Genomic DNA, 20,901 nt, shown 5'->3' with positions numbered 1-20,901 from the left:
AGGGCTGCGCCGAAGGTCAGGCGCTGGCCGTGATGCGTTCCACCAGCGCCTGCGGCGCCAGCGTGATGTCGAGGGTCATGCCGGCTTCATCTAGCTGCAACGGCTCGAGAATCCGCAGCTGGCTCTCGAGCAGCGACGGCGGCATGTAGTGGCTGGGACGGGATGTCATGCGCGTGGCGATCAGCTCGCGCGGACCGGCCAGGTGCACGAAGCGCAGCGCCGGATCGGCGTCGCGCAGCAGGTCGCGGTAGCGTCGTTTCAGCGATGAGCAGGACAGCACCAGGCCATGGCCCTGTTCGCGCGCGCTGCGGATTTCGCCGGCCAGACTGGCAAGCCAGCCGGCGCGGTCATCGTCGTCGAGCGGGATGCCGGCGCTCATCTTGCTGACGTTGGCGGGCGGATGATAGGCGTCGCCTTCGAGGAACGGGACGCCGTCGTGGGCGGCCAGCAAGGCCCCTACCGTGCTCTTGCCCGATCCGCTGACCCCCATGACGACCCAGCGCAGGGCCGGGGATGTGCTGCTTGCCGACATCGTTTCTCCTCGATTCGTTAGCGCTAACATCGCGCTTTTTTTCAGTGTTGTCGAGGTTGCAGAATTTGTAAACTGATTATCGATGTTGCAACGCAATGCAATCCGGCCGGGCAGTGTGGGTGTCTTGCGGGAAATTTCGAGGTGGCGCAGGGCGGCTGACTCGGCGTGAGCAGACGCGACTTGATAGCGCTATCATTGCTGCGATGCGCCAACGTCATGACAGGAGTGTTGTATTTACTCTACGGGGGAGGCAGACCGGGGCGCAGATCGGCCCCGGCCCGTGACTTATTCTTCGTCGACGATCGAGTAGACGTCGCCGGCAGTGGCGCCGGCATCGGGCCGGCGGGCCCGCAGGTCGCGGTAGACGGCGGCGCGCATGATCATCATCGACACCACGGGCGCCGTGAGCAGGATGAACAGCGTGATGATCACTTCATGCACGACGGGCCGTGATTGCGCGACCGTGAAGTACAGCATCGAGGCCAGCAGCAGGCTGCCGGCGCCGATCGTGACCGTGATGGCCGGGCCGTGGATGCGCTGGTAGAAGGTGCGCAGGCGCAGCAGGCCCAGAGCGCCGATCAGCACGATGCTCGCGCCCACGATCAGCAGCAGCGAGACGACGAGGGCGGCCCAATCGGGCAGGTGTTCGATGCCATTCATTCGATGATCTCCCCGCGCATCAGGAACTTGGCGATCGCGATGGTGGAGACAAAGCCGACCAGCACGATGAGCATCGCCACCTCAAAATAGATTTGCGTGCCGAAGCGGATGCCCAGCACCAGCGCGAGCAGCATGCCGCACATCCACAGGGTATCGAGCGCCAGCACGCGGTCGTGGGCCGAGGGCCCGATCAGCAGGCGTATGGCGCACAGCAGCATTGCCGCCATCGCGCACACGAGGGCGTAGCCGATCGACAGTTCAAGCAGGGTCGCCATGGGGGCCTTTCTTCTCGAAGATTTCAATCAGGGGTTGCTCGTAGCGGGTCTGGATGGTGTCGATCCACCAGGCCGCATCGTGCAGGTCGAACACATGCAGGACCAGCTCATGGGTGTCGGGCTGGATCTCGGTCCATACGGTGCCCGGCGTCATGTTGATCAGGCACGACAGCGCGGCCAGGCCGTATTCGTCGCGCATCGTCAGCGGCACGCGGATGAACTCCGATTTCAGGTTGGCGTAATCGGCAAACAGGATCACGCGGCTGACGTTGAAGCACGAGCGCACGACCTCGACCGAGGCAAAGCCGAGCAGGCGCAGCGCCACGAGGGGTGCGCGCATGCGCGGGTAGCCGAGCGGGTTGAGGTGCCGCGTCAGGATCGGCGCGGCGATGCCCAGCATGGCGCCGAGCAGGACGTGGCCCGGGTAGAACGTCTGGTTCAGCAGCAGCCACAGGCCGCACAGCAGCAGCGAGACGACGGGGTGGGGGAGCCAGCGCTTCATGGCGCCTCCGGAGTCAGGTTGATGGTGGGCGCGGGCGACGAGGCCGGCCCGGGCAGGGTCGGTTCGGACAGCACGCGGCCGATGTAGCTTGCCGGGCGATGGATCGCGTCGCTGGCGCGCGCCAGGTAGCCAAACAGCGCATTGGCCTGGATCGTCATCCCGATCGCCAGTCCCAGCAAAAAGATAATCGGCATCACTTCGGTGCGGTGCAGCTTGGGCGGCACCAGCACGCCGCTGGCCCAGAAGGTGCGTACGCCAAAGCGCATCATCGAGATCACGGCGATCAGGCCCGACAGCACGATCAGCGCGATCAGCGCCCACCCGGCGACTGGGATGGTCGTCGGCCCGGTCATGACGCCGTTCGCGGCGGTGGCCACGACCTGCGGATGAAGTACCGCATGGAACATGCCGAACTTGGCGATGAAGCCCGGCAGCGGTGGCAGTCCGGCGATCATCAGCGCGCAGGCGGCAAAGGCCAGCGACAGGAAGGCCATCACGGCCGGCACGCCGCGCCCGACCGGTTCGGCCGGTGCGTCTTCGACTGCGTAGGCTTCCATGGTCAGCGCCAGCATCGCCGAGCGCGGCGTGCGGATGCGGTCGATCAGCTCGATCAGCAGCAGGAACGCGGCCACGGCGAGCGTCGAGCCGATCAGGTAGTAAATGCCTGCGGTGACGAGGTTCGGCTGGCCATAGCCAATCACCGCCAGCAGCGTGCCGGACGAGATGATCGCCGCGTAACCGGCCATGCGGCCGGCGGTGTCGGTCGAGAGCATGCCGGCGGCGCCGAATACGATGGTGGCCATGCCGCCGTACAGCAGCGCATCCTTGCCGAAGCCGGCAGCAGCGCCCGCGTCGTCCGAGAAGATCAGCAGCCAGAGGCGCAGCACGACATACGCGCCGACCTTGGTCATCAGCACCAGCATGGCCGCCACCGGCGGCGATGCGGCGGCGTAGGTGGTGGGCAGCCAGAAGCCCAGCGGCCACATCGCGCTCTTGGTCAGGAACGTCAGCGCCATCATCGTCGCGCCGATCTTGAACAGCGCCAGATCGTCGCCCGCCAGTAGCGGCACGCGGCCCGCCACATCGGCCATGTTCAGCGTGCCGGTGGTCGCGTAGATCAGCGCCAGGCCCAGCAGGAACAGCAGGGCGGCGGCCAGGTTGATAGCAATGTACTGCATGCTGGCGCGGATGCGTTCGGCGTTATACCCGTGCAGCACCAGGCCGTACGAGGCGGCCAGCATCACTTCGAAGAACACGAACAGGTTGAACAGGTCGTGCGTCAGGAAGGCGCCGTTGATGCCCATCAGCAGGAACTGGAACAGCGTGTGGAAGTGCACGCCGATCCGGCCCCAGCGCTGCTTGGTGAAGTGCAGCGAGGCCAGGCCCAGCAGGGCGGTCAGCAGCAGCATGATGCTGCTGAGGCGATCGGCCAGCAGCGCGATGCCGAACGGCGCACTCCAGTTGCCGGCCAGGTAGATGCCCATGCCGTCTTGCCAGGCGCCGCCGTCAGTGAAGTGAACCAGCGCCAGCGCGTTGGCCACCAGGCCCAGGATCGAGGCGTAGCTGAGCCAGAACTTCAGGCGGTGCCAGCCCTGCGTGAGCGGGGCCAGCGCGGCGCCGACCAGCAGCGGCAGTATTACCGGCACCAGGATCAGGTGCTGGGTCCAGTGCAGACTCATAGATCGGGCTCCTTGCCGTCAACGTGGTCGGTGCCGGTCAGGCCGCGCGAACCGATCATCACCACCAGGTACAGGGCGGTGGTGGCAAAGCCGATCACGATCGCGGTCAGGACCAGCGCCTGCGGCAGCGGGTCGGCCAGGATCGCCGGATTGGGCAGGGTGCCGGCCGGGGTCAGCGGCGGCGCATCGACCCACAGGCGGCCCATCGCGAAGATGAACAGGTTGACGGCGTACGACATGAGCATCAGGCCGCACAGCACCTGGAAGCTGCGCGGACGCAGGACAAGCCAGATGCCGGAGGCGAACACGATGCCGATGGCAAGCGATAGAACAAGCTCCATCAGAGGATCTCCTTGGCAGGTGGAATGGTGACGCGCGTGGCGTCGGCGGCCAGGCGGTGGCTGCGCAGCGACTGGTGGGCCAGCGCGACGAGCGTGAGCATGGTCGACCCGACGACGACCAGGAACACGCCCAGGTCGAACATGAACGCGCTCGGCACGTGCAGTTCGCCCAGCACCGGCAGGTCGAGGTGGGCCGTGTGGCTGGTCAGGAACGGGTAGCCGAGGAACCAGGCGCCGATGCCGGTGAAGCAGGCGCAGAACAGGCCCCACGAAATCCAGCGGTGCGGGCGCAGGCGCAGGTGCGATTCGACCCAGTCGGTGCCGGCTACCATGTACTGCACGATCAGCGCGGTGGCAAAAATCAGGCCGGCGACGAAGCCACCGCCTGGCAGGTTATGACCGCGCATGAAGAAGTAGGCGGCCATCACGCCCATTACCGGCAGCAGCAGGCGCAGGTAGATGGCCGGGATCATCAGGTAGCCGCTGCGTGCCTGCATGGCCGGCGCCTGGTCCTTGGTCGGATCGACGTCGCTGGCCTGCTGCACGGGAATCGCGATCGATTCGGTGGCGGGACGGAAGCGGCGCAGCAGCGCATACACGGTCAGGGCCACGGCCGACAGCACCGTCACTTCGCCCAGCGTGTCGAAACCGCGGAAGTCGACCAGCAGCACGTTGACCACGTTCGAGCCGCCGCCTTCAGTGAGGGCGCGCAGCACGAAGAATTCGCCGATCGACGGGGGCGGGCTGCGCATCAGCACCGCATAGCTGGCCGCAGCGATACCCAGGCCGCCGCCGACGGCGATCAGGCTGTCGCGCGAGCGCCGGAACCACGTGCTTGGCGGCGCCTTCGTCAGTTTGAGCACCTTCGGCACGAGACGCGGCGGCAGCCAGCGCAGGCCAAGCAGGATCAGCACCGTGGTCACGGTTTCGACCATCAGCTGGGTCAGCGCCAGGTCGGGCGCCGACAGCCAGACGAAGGTAATGGCGGTGACGATGCCGGTACCGCCAACCATGCTCAGGGCCGCCAGGCGGTGGTACTTGGCCTTGTAGGCCGCGCCGGCGGCGCAGGCGGCGCCGATCAGCCACAGCACGGCGAACAGCGGTTCGATATTCAGCAGGTTCACCGGTGGCAGGCTGAACCACGGATCGACCAGCAGCAGGGGCACCACGATCATGAACGACATCAGCACCAGCAACTGCGGCTGCAGGCGCCGGGTGCCGGTCAGGCGGATGATCCAGGTCGCGCCCAGCGACAGCGCCAGCATCGTGCTCTCGTAGGCTTGCGCGCCTTTCAGGCGGTGCAGCACCGGCACCCGCGTGCGTTCGCGCAGGTCGTGGCGGCGCAGCAGCACCCAGTACAGCAGCGCGCCCAGCACCAGCGCCGCGCCGCTCATGCCGAGCGCCAGGTTGAAGCCGTGCCAGATCGCCAGGTCGTAGGCCGGCATGGCCGCGCCCAGCACGGAGCTCGAGGCCACGGCCAGGATGTCGCCCACCACGCGCTCGGGCATCACGCCCACGGCGATGCACAGCACCACCAGGCATTCGACCGGGAAGCGCATCCAGCGCACCGGTTCATGCGGCTCTTTCGGCAGGTCCTTGGCCAGCTGGCCGAAGAACACGCTGATGAAGCGCAGCGAATAGGCCACGCTGAAGATGCCCATCGCGACGGCCGCATACGACATCGTCCAGTCTTCGGTGCCGCCCACGTGCGCAGTCTCGGCAAAGAACATCTCCTTCGACAGGAAGCCGTTCAACAGCGGCACGCCGGCCATCGAGGCCGACGCCACGATCGCCAGCGCAGCGGTGACGGGCATCGCGCGGCGCAGGCCGCGCAGCACGCGCATGTCGCGGGTGCCCGTCTCGTGGTCGATGATGCCCACAGCCATGAACAGCGAGGCCTTGAAGATCGCGTGGTTCATCACGTGGAAGATCGCCGCCACTACCGACAGCGGCGTGCCGATGCCGAGCAACACCGTGATCAGGCCCAGGTGGCTGATGGTCGAATAGGCCAGCAGCCCTTTCATGTCGTTCTGGAAAATCGCGAACAGGGAGCCGAGCAGCAGCGTGATGACGCCGGCTCCGCCGATCAGCCAGGTCCATTCGGGTGTGCCGCCCAGCGCCGGCCACAGGCGAATCAGCAGGAACACGCCGGCCTTGACCATCGTGGCCGAATGCAGGTAGGCCGAGACGGGCGTTGGCGCGGCCATCGCGTGGGGCAGCCAGAAGTGGAACGGGAACTGCGCGCTCTTGGTCAGCGCGCCCAGCGCCACCAGGATCAGCGCCGGCAGGTACAGCGAATGGGCGCGGATCTGGTCGCCGGCGGCGAGCACCGCATCAAGCTCGTAGCTGCCGACGATGTGGCCCAGGATCAGCACGCCGGTGAGCAGGCACAGGCCCCCGGCAGTGGTGACGGTGAACGCCATGCGCGCGCCGCGGCGGGCGTCGTTACTGTCCTGCCAGTAGCCGATCAGCAGAAAGGAGGTAAGGCTGGTGAGTTCCCAGAACACCACCAGCTGGATCAGGTTGCCAGACAGGACCACGCCCATCATCGAGCCCATGAACGCCAGCATGTAGGCATAGAAGCGCGCCACCGGATCCTGCTTGGACATGTAGTAACGCGCGTACAGGATCACCAGCAGGCCAATGCCCAGCACCATGATCGAGAACAGCCAGGCCAGACCATCCATGCGCATGATGAAGTCCAGGCCGAACAGCGGCAGCCACTCATAGCGTGTCAATACCACCTGGCCGGCGCCGAGTTCGTCGAATTTGGAGATGGCGATGAGCAGCGCCGCCAGGGTGAACACGCCGGCAACAGCGGCAGGCCGGTTACGCGATGCGTTGGGCAGGCAGGCGGAAACGAGGGCGCCTGCGAAGGGGAGAAGGACGAGGAGGATCAGTGGCAGTGAGGTCATCGACATCATCCTTCGGGGCAGTGCGACATATAACGGCGCGCGCACAGGCGCAGGGCAGGTTGGGACTGGTTCATGGTGTTCTCCGGCGCGCGCAGCCGTGATGGATGCGCCGCGCCATGGGCAAGCGTCGCCGGCGCCACAAGTGCTTTGCGCACCTTTGTGGCCACCAGCGAGAGTGATTGTTGGTTGGTTGCGTGCCAGATGGCATCCGGCAGCCTGGCAAAGCAGGCGTGCAGATGGTTGGCAATCAACGATCCGGGGGGCGTAGTTGGGCTGAATTCTGGCATGCGCCGCCTCGTAAAATACTTCTCGGAATGCGACACTCTACCGTAGTTGACGACCTGACTACAACGCGTTTCGTCGTTTATTTCGATTTTACTGCTTGTAACTTCGGGTGCAGCGCAACAAAATCAGGCATCAAGCCGTGATGTTCAGCACCGGTTCAGCCGCTTCGTCGACGCCATAGGTGGCGCGCACTTCGGCCGTCAGTGCGTCCTGTGGCGCGGTTTCTTTTGCCGCAGCCGCCTTTGTTGCGGCCGCCGCTTCGGCCTGCTGGCGCAGCTTGGTCTCGTAGGCGGCCTGTTCATCGTCGCTGACGGTCTTGTCGGAATCGGTGTCGGCTTCGGCGACGTAATCGTTGGTCGTTGACGCCGTGGCGGACGTGGACGTTGATGCGGCGGGTGTCGCGCCGCCGGTCGGGGCTGCTGCTGCCCCTGCCTCTGCGGCTGCCTCGCCCGATGCTGTACTTTCGGTTGCCGTCGTCGTGTCGCTTTCAGTGCCTGCTTCGTCCACCGCGCGCTGCACGCGCGACGCATCGGCCTGGGCGTTCAGCTGGTCGCCCAGACGCGCGCTGGCGGCCGATTCGGCGCTCTGGGTCGGCGGCGCAGCGCTGTCCTGCTCGTCGGTCGTGGGGGCCGGGCCAGGGGTGGCAACCGTCTCATCGGGCGTTTTCCTGGCGACCGGTGCGTAGGTGGCCTGGGTTGCGGTGCTGCTGCTAATGCTGGAAACCATGATGTTTGTCCTGTGGCGAATCGTATCTCTTTAACGGCTTGAGACCGACCGCGCAACAGGGCGGCAAATGTAAAGCGGCGTAAAGCCGGTCCGCAGGTCGTCGTCCCGGTTCGATACGAGGGCTGGTAGGATGTCAGGCTCGTCCCGGTCAATACGGCCAGGCCGATTCAACCAACCTGCGCCCTCCATGATGACGTCTCCCTTACCCGCACGCGGCGCCAGCTGGTACGGCCGCTGATGCTGGCGCTGGCGCCGGTCGTGCTGATCCTGATCGCCACCGCTGCAGTGCGCGCGGCCTGTCCCGGCATCGACCTGACCACCGTGATCTGGCTACTGATCTGGACCAAGCTGTTCATCGTGACCGTGGTGGTGTGGCGCTTTGCCTGGCAACTGTACCGACAGGAAGTCGCGCGCAGCCTGACCGACGAATAAGGCCGCGCCGTTACGGCGAAGGGGGCGTCAGATAATCCTTCAGCGCCGCGACCACCAGCGCATGGTCGTCCGGCCCCGGCAGTCCGGACACAGTGACCGTGCCGACCACGCCCTGGCCGGGCACGATGACGGGGAACGCGCCGCCGTGGGCGGCATAGTCGCGCATGTCCAGACCAGGCAGCGCATCATGGTCGCCCCCGCCCTGGCGTACTTCGTTGTGGGTATAGAACGAACTGTGGCCAGTGCGTCCGACCAGGTTGTTCTTGCGGCGGATCCAGTCGGCGTGATCGGGCGACGCGCCCGGCATCGCCTGCTTGAACAGCACGGCGTCGCCGCGCGTCACCTGGATCGTCACGGTCTTGCGTTCGCGCTCGGCGCGCGCGACCAGCAGCGCGCCAACGGCCCGCGCGGTGGCATCGTCGAAGCGGTCGAATTGCAGTTGCTGTTCTTCGCGCAGCAGCGCGGCAAGCGAAACGGTGGCAGTGTCGGTCATGGCATGGGGCGTGAGCGCGGACAGCGCTGCGGTCACGTACACCAGCGGCGCGTTCCAGTTGATGGCGACCTCGTTGGCGGCGTAGCTGCAGGCGTGGTCGAGATAGGACAGTGCGGGCAGCTTGCTTGGATACGGCGGGCAATCCCTGGCGTCCTGCTGGCCCGGATTGGGGCCGCCGGCCAGCCAGCCCGGCACCGGTGCTGCCACGCCATCGGCCATCGACGGCCGGTGGTGCGGATGCATGACCGGGCGCGCGCCAAAGCCCGTGACGAACGTGTAGCCGGTGGCGTTGCGGCCCAATACGTAGTCAAGGCTCGACTGCGCCGCCTGCAGATAGGCCGGCGTAGCGTTGATGCGATAGGCCTGCAGCAGCATCATGCCCTGGTTCAGGATCACCGCATTGCTGCCCCAGACGATGTCGTTTGATGCCAGCGGTACCCGGTAGCCGTCATCGGCCTTCGCCGCGAGCTGTGTGGCCAGCGCATCGATACGGCGTTCGATCAGCGCGCGGTCGATGCCGGGCTTCAGGCGGTCGCGGTGGTGCGCCAGCGACATCCAGCCCAGCGCCGCCACATTGTCCCAGGCTGGCGTGGTGAGCGCGGCATCACGCCGCATGAACGCCTGCGCGTACGTATCCTGCCCGGTCGCGATGAACAGTTCGGCGGCCGCCCACGCGAATTCGTCGGCCAGCTGCGCGTCGCCGTATTCGCCGGTGACGACATCTTTCGGGTTCTTGAAGACGACGTTCGGGTGCGCCGCGGCCCAGCGCCACGCGGCCTGCGCCGCCGCCAGCATGCGCTGCGACAGGCCGGGCCACTGCGCATCGTACGGCGCCAGCACGCGGCTGGCAGTGGCCATCGTGGCAGCGAAATCGAGCGCCGCCGCCGTGCTCTTGGCCACCACGTAGCGCGGGGTGGTGGATGCTGCGTGCGGCATCACGATGCCGTCGAAGCGCAGGTTGGTGAGCTTGTGGTACACGCCGCCATCGGCCGGGTCCTGCATCGTCAGCAGCCAGTCGAGGTTCCACAGCGCCTCATCGAGGATGTCAGGCACGCCGTTGCCGGATTCGGGAATGCCGATGTCGCGCTTGAAGACATCCGGGAAGTGCTCGAGCGCGGCCAGCAGCGTGTAGGTCGCGATGCCCGAGTTGACCACGTACTTGTTATAGTCGCCGGCGTCGTACCAGCCTTTGGGACTGGCGATGACCGTGCCTTGCGGGCGCGCCTTGGATGCCGCCGACGCATGCACGAGTACCTTGTCGTCCGGATGGCCGGCCGGCCGCGCCCATGCGCCGGCATATTCCGGCGTCAGGGCGAGCGCACTGCGGTTGAAGTAGAACGCCTTCAGGGCCGCATCGCCCAGCACGCGGTAGCCATCCTGCGCGACCATGAACGGATCGGACAGCATGCTGCCCACGCGGATGCGGTAGGCGCCGGCCTGCGTCAGCGCGCTGAAGTCGGCCACGCGCACGGTTTCGCCCGACGGCGCCCAGCGGCTTGCTGCGCCCAATGCGCCATCCAGTACGACCTTGCCGTCAGCGTCGACGACCTCGAACCGGTTCGCACCAGGCGCCTGCGGGATGACGGCCAGCTTGTGTGATTGCGGCAGGAAGCCGACCGCATTGACCTTGATCTCCGCCGATCCGGCGCCAGCCGCAAGCGTCAGCAGCGCCGTGGCCAGCACGGTACGCTTCATGCCGGCACCGTCTTGCCATCCGCGTCGACGCCCGCCGCCGGCGCGCTGCCGTCATCGTGATAGAACGGCGCGAACCAGGTGGCCACAAATGACGGGATGGTCGCAACCATCACCAGGCCGAAATAGGCGACGTAGCCCATCATCTCCTGCAGGTGGCCGCTGATGACGCCCGTGACCATCCCGCACAGTCCCATCAGGCCAGTGCCGAACGCGTAGTGCGTGGTCGTGTACTTGCCCGGTGCAAGCTGCTGCATCAGGTAGATCATGAAGCCGACCGCACCGAAGCCGAAGAAGAACTTTTCGATGGCCACGCCCAGCGTGATCAGCACCAGGCTCGATGGCGTGTAGATGCTCATGACCAGGAAGGCGACGTTCGGGATGTTGATCGCGCAGCACAGCACGAACAGTGTCGACTTCAGGCCGCGCTTGGCGACATACAGGCCGCCCAGCAGCGAGCCGACCAGCACCGCGGCCAGGCCATAGGTGCCGTAGATCAGGCCCAGCATCTCGTTGGACAGACCCAGGCCGCCTTTCGAGGCCGGATCGACCATGAAGAACGGGCCGATCTTTTCCAGCAGGCCGACGCTGAAGCGAAACAGAAATGCGAACGCGATCATGCGCCACACGCCGCGCTTCTGGAACAGCGTGACGAAGGCGTCGACCAGGATGCGGCCGGCGTCCTTCGCGCTCGATGGCGTATCGGCGGCGCGCGCGCCGTCGGGCATGAAGCGCCAGTGCCACAGCGCCATCAGCAGCGTCAGGCCACCGACGAGCAGGAAGATGATGCGCCAGGCGTCGATCCAGTCCGGGCCGAACACGCCCGGATCATGGCCGAACACGTGGGTGTGCAGGTAGCCGCTCAGGTAGACCATGCCGCCGGCAGCGACGATCGGGCCGATATTCCACGACAGGCTCTGGATGCCGCAGTACAGCGACTGCGCGCGCGCGTCGAGCGACGTGACATACACGCCGTCGCTGGCGATGTCCTGCGTCGCGCCGATGAACGACAGCGCAAAGAAGATCGCCATCAGGAAGGTCATGTACCCGGGCAGTTCCATCAGCAGTGCCACGCCGGCAAAGCCGGCGCCGATGGCGAGCTGTGAGCACAACACAAAGAATTTCTTGGTGCGGTACATCTCGACGAACGGCGCGAACAGCGGCTTGACCGTGTACGCCAGGATCAGCAGGCTCGAATACTGGGCCGCGCGGCCGTTGTCCATGCCCAGATTCTTGAACATGATGGCGGTGACGCTGGTGAGCATCACGTAGCCGAGCGCCATCGTGAAGTAGCCGGTCGGGACCCACAGCAGCGGTGATACGGTTTTGGCAGGGCGCATGATCGATCCCGTTGATCAAGCCTTGATGCGGCTGGCGATGAATTCGCGGTACCACAGCGCGCTGTCCTTCAGCGTGCGCTGCTGGTTCGCATAGTCCACGTGCACGATGCCGAAGCGCTTGGCGTAGCCCGAATTCCACTCGAAGTTGTCGAGCAGGCTCCAGAGGAAATAACCGCGCACGTCGACGCCCGCATCCATCGCGTCCTTGAGCGCGGCCAGGTGGCTGCGCACGTAGGCGATGCGCGCCGTATCGTGCACGCGGCCGTTTTCCAGCACGTCCGGATTGGCCATGCCGTTCTCGGTAATGTACACCGGCGGCAGGTCGGGATACTCGGCCTTCAGTTTGAGCAGCAGTTCGGACAGGCCTTCGGGGAAGATTTCCCAGCCCATGTCGGTCACGCCGTGGCGCGCCGGTGCCGGCACGGGCGGCGTGCTGGCGCTGCACCACGAGCGGAAGTAATAGTTCGAGCCGAGGAAGTCGATCTTCTGGTGGATGATGGCCAGGTCGCCGTCAGCAACGACGGGGGCGTTCTCGCCATGGCCTCGCAGCGCCAGTTCCGGGTAGCGGCCCTTGAAGATCGGGTCCATGAACCACTGCACCGAGCGTGCATACTCGAACTCGGCCATGTCGCGGTCGGCCTGCGAATCGGTGGCCGCATCGGCGGTCCACTGGTTCAACACGATGCCCAGCTGCGCGCTGCTGCCGACGTCGCGCATGGCGCTCATGGCCAGGCCGTGCGACAGCAGCAGATGGTGCGAGACCTGGATCGATTGCTTCAGGTCGGCCACGCCAGGCGCGAACTGCGCATTGCCGTAACCCAGGTTGGCCGTGCACCACGGCTCGTTGTGGGTGGCGATCGCCTCTAACCGGTTGCCGAAGCGGCGCGCGATTTCGCGTGCGTAGTCGGCGAAGCGGTAGGCGGTCTCGCGATTGAGCCAGCCGCCGTCGTCCTGCAGGCCTTGCGGCAGGTCCCAGTGGTACAGGGTCGCGTGCGCGCGGATGCCTTTGCTTTCCAGTTCGGTCAGCAGGCGGTCATAGAAAGCGAAACCCGCTTCGTTCCAGGCGCCCTTGCCATCCGGCTGCACGCGCGCCCAGGCGAACGAGAAGCGGTAGGCGTCCACGCCGATCGAGGCCATGATGCCGACGTCTTCCTGGTAGCGGTGATAGTGGTCGCAGGCGATGATGCCGTCGCTGCCATCCTTGATATTGTTCTGGTCCAGGCAGAAGGTGTCCCAGATCGACGGCCCCTTGCCATCGACGGCGGCAGCGCCCTCGATCTGGAAGGAACTGGTGGCCACGCCCCAGGTGAAGTCGGAAGGATAGTTGTTGCGGAAGTCGAAGTCGGGGCTGTTGGTCATGGAACTCTCGGATCGCTGCTGGGAACGGATTCAGGTCTAACAAAAAAAGCAGCGCGCCCGACCGGGCGCGCTGCCATGCTTCAGCTTTTAGAAATCAAAGCCGGTATTCACGCCAACCGTACGTGGTGGCTTGTACTGCGCCAGCCATGGGCCGAAGCCGTTGAAGGCGCTGGTCTTGATCTTCTTGTCGCCGACGTTGCGCACGAAGGCGTCGACCCACCACTTGTCCTTCGCGTAGCGGAGGCCAAGGTCGGCGCTGGTGTAGGCTTTCTGGCGGTCTTCCGGACCCAGGTCGAACACGCTCAGGCTGACTTCATCCTCGTAGCGCGCCGTGATGCGCGGCACCAGGGTAGCGCCATCGGCCAGGCGGAACGTGTGCTGGTACTGTACCGTGGTCGAGAACTTCGGTGCGTGCGGCAGCTTGTGACCGGTCACGTCCAGGCAGGTCTCGATGCGGGTGTCGACCGTGCACGGCGGCAGCGCATAGTCGTTCGAGCCGGCGACCAGGTGACCGAGCTTGGTGTCGAGCACGGCCAGCGCGATCGACAGGCGGCCGTCCTTGGCGATGCGGGCGGCGATCTCGGTTTCCAGGCCCGTGACCTTGGCGCCATCGGCATTCTCGATGGCCAGGCCGCGGCTGCCGTCGGAGAAGCTGACCGGCGAATTGAACTGGAAGTCCTTGAAGTCCATGTAGAACAGCGCGTTGTTGATACGCAGCGCGCCATCCATGAAGGTGCTCTTCGAACCGATCTCGAAGTTGGTCAGCGTCTCTGGCTGGTAGGGCAAGCCGCGATCCTGCACGCCGCCCGCCTTGTAGCCGGTCGACACGCTTGCGTACACCATATTGTTGCGGTCGATGTCGTAGTTCACGCGCACCAGGCCGGTGGCCTTGTTGTCGCTGTAGCGGCCGTCGTTCGGCACGCCGGACTGGTAGCCGTTGACCGGATCGCGCGGATCGATCTGCGGATTGAGCGGCAGTTGTGGCGCGCTGGCGTCGTACGCCCAGGTGTAGCCGCGGCCGCCAATGTGGACGCGCTTGTCGTGGGTGTAGCGCACGCCGCCGGTCAGGTGCCAGGCATCGGTGATGTTCCAGGTGGCCTGGCCGAAGACGGCCGAGTTTTCCACGGTCTGGTCAGGCTGGATGAACGAACCCTGCCATGCCACGGTGCCGTCTTCGGTGCCGTTCATGCCGCCGATGTCGAAGCGGATATTGTTCTTTTCCTTGCCGTAGTAGGCGCCGACCTGCCAGTCGATGGCGCGCGCGCCGACCGACTGCAGCAGCACTTCGTGGCTGTAGCTGCGGTAGTTGGAGTCGACCGTGGTGTGTTCCTGGAACTTCCCGCCCGAGATGATCGAGGTCGGGAGGACCGTGCCGCCGTCCTGGTCGAAGCGCATGTCGCCGCTGTACTTGGACCAGCCGGCCACGTATTGCAGCGCGAGGTCGGGGCTGATGTCCCAGCTCAGGCGGCTGCGCACATTGTCGCTGTCACGGTTGACCCATGGCGACGAGTCGGACAGCGTCGACCAGTGGTCCTGGCCCGCCCGCGGCGTCTGCATCAGGTTGGCGCTCGGGGTGCCGCGGTCGATGAATTTTTCGTAGGCGATGTTCCAGCGCAGGTTCGGCGCCAGGTGCCACAGCAGCGACATGCGCGCTGCTGTCTGGTCCTGGGCGCTGTACTTGTCGCCGCCAGAGACGTAGTTGTTCGGATTGATCGGGCGGAAGCCGGCAGCGGCGCCGCCGGCGGCCAGATAGGCAGCGCGCTGTTGCGCAATCGACGGGTTCGGGAATTGCTGGTAATCGACATAGCCATCATGACGCTCGTGCACGACGGCAAAGCGCAGTGCTGCGGTTTCTGACAGCGGCACATTGACCGCGCCGCGCGTGCCGATGCGGTTGTAGTCGCCGATACCGCCTTCCACATAGCCCGAGCGGCTGTTCAGCTCCGGCTTGACGGTCTGGATATTGACCGCGCCGACGGTGGAGTTGCGGCCCCACAGCGTGCCTTGCGGGCCGCGCAGCACTTCGATGCCTTCGACGTCGAACAGCAGGGCGGTGGCGCCTTCGGCGCGTGGCGAATACACGTTGTCGACGAACGACGCGACTTCAGGATCGGCGTATTCGGTCTTGGCGCTGTCGTTGCCGATGCCGCGCAGCGTCATCGTCGTGACGCCGTGGTCACCCTGGGCCGTGGCCTGGAAGCCCGGGACCAGCGCGACGACGTCGAGCAGGGTCTGCACATGGTTGTCGGCCAGCGTGGCGGCGGTCAGTGCGGTGACGGCGATCGGGGTGCGCTGCAGCGAGGTCGAGCGCTTGGTGGCGGTCACGACCACTTCGGCGATGCGGCCATTGTCGACGACGGCTGCCGGGGTGGCGGCAGCAGGCGACGCCGGATCGGCCGCCGATTGGGCGTGGGCTGTACCGATGCTGGCGAGCAGCGTCAGGATGGCCAGGCGGATGGGGGCGGACGAGGGCGTACGGACCCCTGCCAGTTGGGGCGTCATGGTTGTCATGCTTGTCTCCGATATAGTTTTATGGATGCTGCGTACTAACGTAGGGATTGATAAGAAATCGGTTTCATCAATCTTGAAAACGGTTTCATAGTAATTTCAACGGTAAAAAAATGTCAATTAGTATTTATGATAGGGAGTAGTGTGTTTGTTGCATGTCAACGACGGATTGTTTATGAAAGCGTTTCATAAGTATGGTTCAGCGACCGTTTTATCGGAAAGCTGCGTGATATACTTCAAGCAACAAATTGCCCCGGACCTGTCCAGAACGCTTCATGAAAAACATCGAGAGCGGTATCACCACGCTGTACCAGGTCGCCAGCCGGGCAGGCGTGTCGCCGGCCACCGTGTCGCGTTTCCTGAACGGCACCGCCAAGGTGTCGGACGACAAGCGGCGCACGATCGAGCGCGTCATCGACGAACTCAACTACAAGCCCAACCGCCTGGCGCAAAGCCTCAAGATGGGCAGTACCAACACCATCGGCGTGCTGACCCAGTCGCTCGAGAGCGGTTACTTCAACCGCGCCATGGTCGGCATCGAGGATGCGGTCAAGGCCTCCGGCTATGCGCTGTTGATCATGAGCGGCCACTGGCATGCCGACGAAGAAGCAGAGCGGGTCGAACTCCTGATCGGGCGCCGCGTCGATGGTGTGGCGATCCTGACCGGCAATATGAGTGACAAGCAGATCCTCGACTTTTCGCGCCGCGTACCGATCGTCGCGTTCGGACGCGAAGTGCAGGGCGAGCGCACGCAAGCCTTCTGCCTGGACAACTACGGCGGCGCCTGCGAAGCGGTGGAATACCTGATCAGCCAGGGGCACCGGCGCATCGCCCATATCGCCGGCCCGCCCGATCATCGCGATGCGCGCGAGCGCCTGGCGGGCTACAATGACACGCTGGCCAAGCACGGCATCGCAAGCGACCCGCGGCTGGTCGTGACGGGCGACTTCAGCGAGTCCAGCGGCCTGCTGGCGCTGAACAGCCTGCTGGTGGCCAATGTGCGTTTCAGCGCAATCTTCGCCGCCAACGACTTGACGGCCTACGGCGCGCGGCTGGCGCTGTATCGCCGCAATATCCGGGTGCCCGAAGACATTTCGCTGGTCGGGTTCGACGATCTGGAAAGCTCGATGTACACGACGCCGCCTCTGACGACCGTGCGCCAGCCGCTGTACGAAGTCGGTACCGGGATCGGGCGGCGCATGCTGGCGATGCTGGGGCACCAGCAACCGGCGGCCGATGTGCCGGGCCTGAGTCTGGTGGTGCGGGAGTCGGTGCGACTGGTGTAGGTGCGGTGCTGTCGGCATGTCCGCAACGTTCCACGATAAAATCGCTTGCTATTAAATAGCAAGCTATGTAATATGGTGTTCATGGCAGCGCCGAACGTACCCCACAACAGGGAAGCGGGTCGGCGGGCCAAGGCAACAACCCATTTAAATAGCGCGCTATCTAATAGCGCTTAATAATTGGCGGGCATCCGCCACCCTCTCAAGGAGTCTCATCATGGCAATCGAAAACGTTCTCTACCGCGCCAACGCCACCGCAACGGGTGGCCGCGAAGGCCGCGCCGTGTCGTCGGACAGCGCACTGGATGTGAAGCTGACCACGCCAAAAGAACTCGGTGGCAATGGCCTGGCTGGCACGAACCCTGAACAGCTGTTCGCTGCGGGCTACTCGGCCTGCTTCCTGGGCGCGATGAAATTCGTCGCCAACCGCGACAAGCTGAAGATTTCGCCGGACGTCGCAGTAGAAGGCACGGTCGGCATCGGCCCGATCCCGACCGGCTTCGGCATCGAAGTCCTGCTCAAGATCAGCCTGCCAGGCGTGCCAGCCGATGAAGCGCAAACGCTGATCGACCGCGCCCACATCGTGTGCCCCTACTCGAACGCCACCCGCGGCAACATCGACGTGACGCTGCAACTGGTATAAGCCGCGGTTGCCTGGGAAACCAGGACCATGCCATGACGAAACAGCCGGGGTCAGGTCTGACATTCGGACACGACCTCGACAGTCAGGTAGAGAAAGCCGGGGTCAGGTCTGACATTCGGACACGACCTCGACAGTCGAGTAGTCGAAACGGTTGATACCGGGCCAGTCTGAAACCGGACAAGGCACCGTTGGAAGTGGTTAAGGCTGAGGTCGTGTCCGAATGTCAGACCTGACCCCGGCTGTGACCTGTGCGAATGATTGAAGGCAAGGCCGCTTGGGAAACCAAGTCGTGCCGATGATGAAAAAGGCTGCCTGAGGGCAGCCTTTTTTCGTGCGCCCGCACTAAAAATGAATGTCATTTTTAAGTCAGGATTTAACAATTGGCCTGGACATTAGTTGGGGGTCTGCGCGATGCAAGGTAATTTCCTGAAAAAAACCTTTGCCGTGACACTTTCTTGTCTTTGGCAGGTCATCGGGCTGTCGCTTTGGCACCAGCATTTGCGCTTTTTGGTGCGACGCAGCAAATACTGAATGTGACTACCAACCCCTTTAATAGCGCAAGAGACGCAATAAATCGTTACATCTTTCACGATTTACAGGATTTTTCTGTGATTTTTGATATGAGATTGTTATTTGGTGATGTGTTCAAGCCAATGCTTTCATCATTTATGTGTGAATGCAAAACAACGCTTAAAAATATTTTTCCGTTTAGAAAACCATAGCGAAAAAAGGTGTTTAGAATTGCGCTCCATCAGATGCCTGAAGTAAATATTTCACGCGCGGCTGGCTTCTGAAGAGCACTTTGGCAATCCTTTGACACCTCAATAATTTAACAATTCACTGCTTTCATGCACACCCCTGTTTCCTCGCCGCGCCGTTCGTCGTTTGTCCTCGTCCAAGCCCAGCAATATTCCCTCCCGCTCGTCTTCGCACTGTTCGGCCTGATCATGGGATCGTGGGCTGGCCGTATCCCCGCGCTGGCCGCCGGCGTCAATGTGTCGCATGCGGCATTGTCGATGGTGCTGGTCTGCGGTGGCCTTGGCGCCGTGCTGTCGTATCCGGTCTCATCGTTCATGATGAAACGCTTCGGCGCCCGCAAGACCATCCTGCTCGCCGGCTTGGCGCTGCTGGGCGTGCTCGTGTCGATCGGCATGGCGCCGACGGTACCGCGCCTGATGATGTCGGTGCTGATGCTGGGCGTGACCGCCAGCATTTTTGACGTGGCAATGAATTCGGCCGCAGCGCGCCGCGAAAAAGTCAGTGGCAAGTCGGAAATGTCGCGTCTGCACGGCCTGTGCTGCGCTGGTGGCCTGGTCGGCGCCACGCTGGGCAGCCTGATGGCCAGCCTGAAGATTGCACCGGCAACCCACTTCCTGATGCTGGCCGGTCCGCTGGCTGTTGTGCTGTGGATGGCCCACAGCGTGCTGGAGGCTGATGAAGTCGGCGTCCATGTCGAGAAGAAATCGTTTGCACTGCCACGTGGTCCGCTGGTGCTGCTGGGCCTGCTGGGCTTCTTCGGTTCGATGGCCGAAGGCAGCATCGCCGACTGGAGCGGCATGTTCCTGAAAGAACACTTCGGCGCATCGGATGGCCTGGCGCCGCTGTCGCTGTCAGCCTTCTCGGTGATGATGCTGGTCTCGCGCATGTTCGGCGACAAACTGAAAGAGCGCCATGGCGCCAAGCGCCTGGTGAGCACCGGCGCCATGGTGGCGGCCGCCGGCCTGTTCTTCGCGGTGCTGGCGCCCAACGCCTACGTCGCGCTGATCGGTTTCGCGGTAGCGGGTGTTGGCCTGGCGCTGGTGTTCCCGTTCGTGTTCAGCGCGGCCGGCGCGCAGGGCCCGGCGGCTCTGGCCGCAGTGGCCAGCATGGCCTACAGTGGCAGCCTGATGGGTCCGCCGGCCATCGGCGCGGTCGCGCACTTCATCGGCATGCAGGCAGCCATCGCCTACATCGGCGGCCTGTCGATCGTGATCGCGATGGTGGCGTGCCGTACCCGCATGCTGAAGTGATTGTTGTGCGGCCCTGAACGGGCCGCTTGCCTGAAAAAACCAGACGCAGACGTATCCGCAAGGACCGTCTGCGTTGTCGTTTCTGGCTCAGCCCGCTGCTTGCTTGAGCCACTCGCGCGGCGACGCGCCCATCATGGTCGTGAAGGCGCGCGTGAACGTAGACGGGCTGGTGTAACCGGCGCGGCTGCTGACCTGCTTGACCGGCATGCCCTGGCGCAGCAGGCGGCTGCCGACACCGATGCGCCAGCGCGTCAGGTATTCGCCCGGCGGCATGCCCATCACGTCGCGGAAGCGTTCGGTGAACGCGGCGCGCGACATGCAGGCCACCTTGGCCAGCGATTGCAGGCTCCATGGTTCATGCGGACGCTCGTGGATGGCGGTCAGTGCCAGCGACAACTGGCGATCCGACAGGCCTGCCAGCAGGCCCAGCGACAGGCGCCCGCTGTCGAATTCGCGCCGGATCACCTGGATCAGCAACACATCGCACAGGCGATCCAGGATCACTTCGCGGCCCGGCTCGGTCTGGCTGGCTTCGCTGAACAACAGGTCGAGCGTCGAGCGCAGGCCGGGCATTTCGCTCAGCAGCATGACAAGGCAATTGGGCAGCACGCGCGACAGCGGATTGCTCATCTCGTCCTGGAACTGGATGTGGGCACACAGCAGGTTGGCGGTGTGGCCGGGATGCACCTGCAGGCGGTGGCTGGCGCCGCGCGGATAAAACAGCAGCGACGGTTCGGTCACCGTAATGACCTCACCATCTTCATGGATGAAATCGACTGGCCCCTCACGCACGACGTGCAGCTGGCCGGAGACACCGTTTTCGGTGAATTGATTGGTATCGCAAAACGCACCGTTATAGAAAATACGGGCGTTGAACGAATGGCGACCGACCAGTGATGACAGTTTGTCCATGACAGTACTATTTAGATAGATAGCTACCTATTCTGGACGAAAAGCGATATTTCTGTGTGGAAATTCGTTAGATTTCATCCGGAATACAACGATCTCTAGTCATCAAGTTCACACAATTTTCTCTAATAAATTAACGACTTAGACAATTATGACGTGTGGAAAAGGCCGCCCAGACCTTGGCATTGTGCAACATAACCTGTCTATACATATGTGGACGCATGTTCGCTGAAGCAACCGGTTCAACACCAGTTCACGATGTTCACGTACGCTCCCGGTTGATCTGGTTGATGACAGCGCAGGGCATACGTTTTCCTT

At 64.1% G+C, this 20,901-nt stretch carries 18 protein-coding genes; 4 read left to right on the top strand and 14 right to left on the bottom strand.

From position 1 onward, the window contains the following. Positions 1-16: 16 nt before the first annotated feature. The 9 genes from AC56LN_RS08180 to AC56LN_RS08140 all read right to left on the bottom strand — a co-directional run bounded on the left by AC56LN_RS08180 (position 17) and on the right by AC56LN_RS08140 (position 7,915). On the bottom strand, positions 17-532 hold the full coding sequence (locus tag AC56LN_RS08180) for a gluconokinase (RefSeq protein ID WP_499570846.1): 516 nt from the start codon (positions 530-532) through the stop codon (positions 17-19). 285 nt (positions 533-817) lie between these two features. Continuing rightward, entirely contained in the window at positions 818-1,192 is a 375-nt protein-coding gene (gene mnhG / locus AC56LN_RS08175; protein WP_183555196.1) for a monovalent cation/H(+) antiporter subunit G, read from the bottom strand. Beyond that, positions 1,189-1,467 (bottom strand): K+/H+ antiporter subunit F, encoded by a 279-nt coding sequence (locus tag AC56LN_RS08170; RefSeq protein ID WP_183555197.1) that lies wholly within the window; start codon positions 1,465-1,467, stop codon positions 1,189-1,191. The genes mnhG and AC56LN_RS08170 overlap by 4 nt, the downstream gene beginning before the upstream one ends. Then, a complete protein-coding gene (locus AC56LN_RS08165; RefSeq protein ID WP_482896591.1) occupies positions 1,451-1,969 on the bottom strand; it encodes a Na+/H+ antiporter subunit E in 519 nt (172 codons plus the stop codon). The genes AC56LN_RS08170 and AC56LN_RS08165 overlap by 17 nt, the downstream gene beginning before the upstream one ends. Beyond that, complete coding sequence (locus AC56LN_RS08160; RefSeq protein WP_499570844.1) at positions 1,966-3,648, bottom strand: monovalent cation/H+ antiporter subunit D; 1,683 nt, start codon at positions 3,646-3,648, stop codon at positions 1,966-1,968. Before AC56LN_RS08160 ends, AC56LN_RS08165 begins: the two co-directional genes overlap by 4 nt. Next, a complete protein-coding gene (locus tag AC56LN_RS08155) occupies positions 3,645-3,989 on the bottom strand; it encodes a Na+/H+ antiporter subunit C (protein WP_343025958.1) in 345 nt (114 codons plus the stop codon). Before AC56LN_RS08155 ends, AC56LN_RS08160 begins: the two co-directional genes overlap by 4 nt. Then, positions 3,989-6,904 (bottom strand): monovalent cation/H+ antiporter subunit A, encoded by a 2,916-nt coding sequence (locus tag AC56LN_RS08150; RefSeq protein WP_499570842.1) that lies wholly within the window; start codon positions 6,902-6,904, stop codon positions 3,989-3,991. Before AC56LN_RS08150 ends, AC56LN_RS08155 begins: the two co-directional genes overlap by 1 nt. Before the next feature lie 5 nt (positions 6,905-6,909). Further along, positions 6,910-7,191, bottom strand: coding sequence for a hypothetical protein (locus AC56LN_RS08145; protein WP_499570840.1), 282 nt, complete (start codon positions 7,189-7,191; stop codon positions 6,910-6,912). A 130-nt stretch (positions 7,192-7,321) separates the two neighbouring features. Beyond that, entirely contained in the window at positions 7,322-7,915 is a 594-nt protein-coding gene (locus AC56LN_RS08140) for a hypothetical protein (RefSeq protein WP_499570839.1), read from the bottom strand. Positions 7,916-8,152: 237 nt separating this feature from the next. Between AC56LN_RS08140 and AC56LN_RS08135 the strand changes: the two genes are divergently transcribed. Then, entirely contained in the window at positions 8,153-8,347 is a 195-nt protein-coding gene (locus tag AC56LN_RS08135) for a hypothetical protein (protein ID WP_499570838.1), read from the top strand. A gap of 10 nt (positions 8,348-8,357) precedes the next feature. Here the strand turns inward: AC56LN_RS08135 and AC56LN_RS08130 are convergent, their stop codons facing one another. The 4 genes from AC56LN_RS08130 to AC56LN_RS08115 all read right to left on the bottom strand — a co-directional run bounded on the left by AC56LN_RS08130 (position 8,358) and on the right by AC56LN_RS08115 (position 15,742). Then, entirely contained in the window at positions 8,358-10,535 is a 2,178-nt protein-coding gene (locus tag AC56LN_RS08130) for a heme-degrading domain-containing protein (protein ID WP_499570837.1), read from the bottom strand. After that, positions 10,532-11,872, bottom strand: a complete 1,341-nt coding sequence (locus AC56LN_RS08125; protein WP_499570836.1) for an MFS transporter — start codon at positions 11,870-11,872, stop codon at positions 10,532-10,534. Before AC56LN_RS08125 ends, AC56LN_RS08130 begins: the two co-directional genes overlap by 4 nt. A 15-nt stretch (positions 11,873-11,887) precedes the next feature. Continuing rightward, complete coding sequence (locus tag AC56LN_RS08120) at positions 11,888-13,231, bottom strand: GH1 family beta-glucosidase (protein WP_499570835.1); 1,344 nt, start codon at positions 13,229-13,231, stop codon at positions 11,888-11,890. 87 nt (positions 13,232-13,318) lie between these two features. Beyond that, positions 13,319-15,742, bottom strand: coding sequence for a TonB-dependent receptor (locus AC56LN_RS08115; RefSeq protein ID WP_499570834.1), 2,424 nt, complete (start codon positions 15,740-15,742; stop codon positions 13,319-13,321). Positions 15,743-16,014: 272 nt separating this feature from the next. Between AC56LN_RS08115 and AC56LN_RS08110 the strand changes: the two genes are divergently transcribed. The 3 genes from AC56LN_RS08110 (at position 16,015) to AC56LN_RS08100 (ending at position 19,674) form a co-directional block, all read left to right on the top strand. After that, a complete protein-coding gene (locus tag AC56LN_RS08110; RefSeq protein WP_332531334.1) occupies positions 16,015-17,025 on the top strand; it encodes a LacI family DNA-binding transcriptional regulator in 1,011 nt (336 codons plus the stop codon). 214 nt (positions 17,026-17,239) lie between these two features. Then, complete coding sequence (locus tag AC56LN_RS08105; protein WP_183555210.1) at positions 17,240-17,665, top strand: organic hydroperoxide resistance protein; 426 nt, start codon at positions 17,240-17,242, stop codon at positions 17,663-17,665. Between the two features lie 848 nt (positions 17,666-18,513). After that, positions 18,514-19,674, top strand: coding sequence for an MFS transporter (locus AC56LN_RS08100; RefSeq protein WP_499570833.1), 1,161 nt, complete (start codon positions 18,514-18,516; stop codon positions 19,672-19,674). Positions 19,675-19,761: 87 nt separating this feature from the next. Here AC56LN_RS08100 and AC56LN_RS08095 read toward each other — a convergent pair whose 3' ends face one another. After that, complete coding sequence (locus tag AC56LN_RS08095; RefSeq protein ID WP_499570832.1) at positions 19,762-20,586, bottom strand: AraC family transcriptional regulator; 825 nt, start codon at positions 20,584-20,586, stop codon at positions 19,762-19,764. Positions 20,587-20,901: the final 315 nt, after the last annotated feature.

Source organism: Telluria sp. ZT3P26 (genome assembly GCF_059686035.1).
The sequence above is the reverse complement of the archived record's forward strand: the minus strand, read 5'-3'. Positions and strand labels throughout refer to the sequence as shown.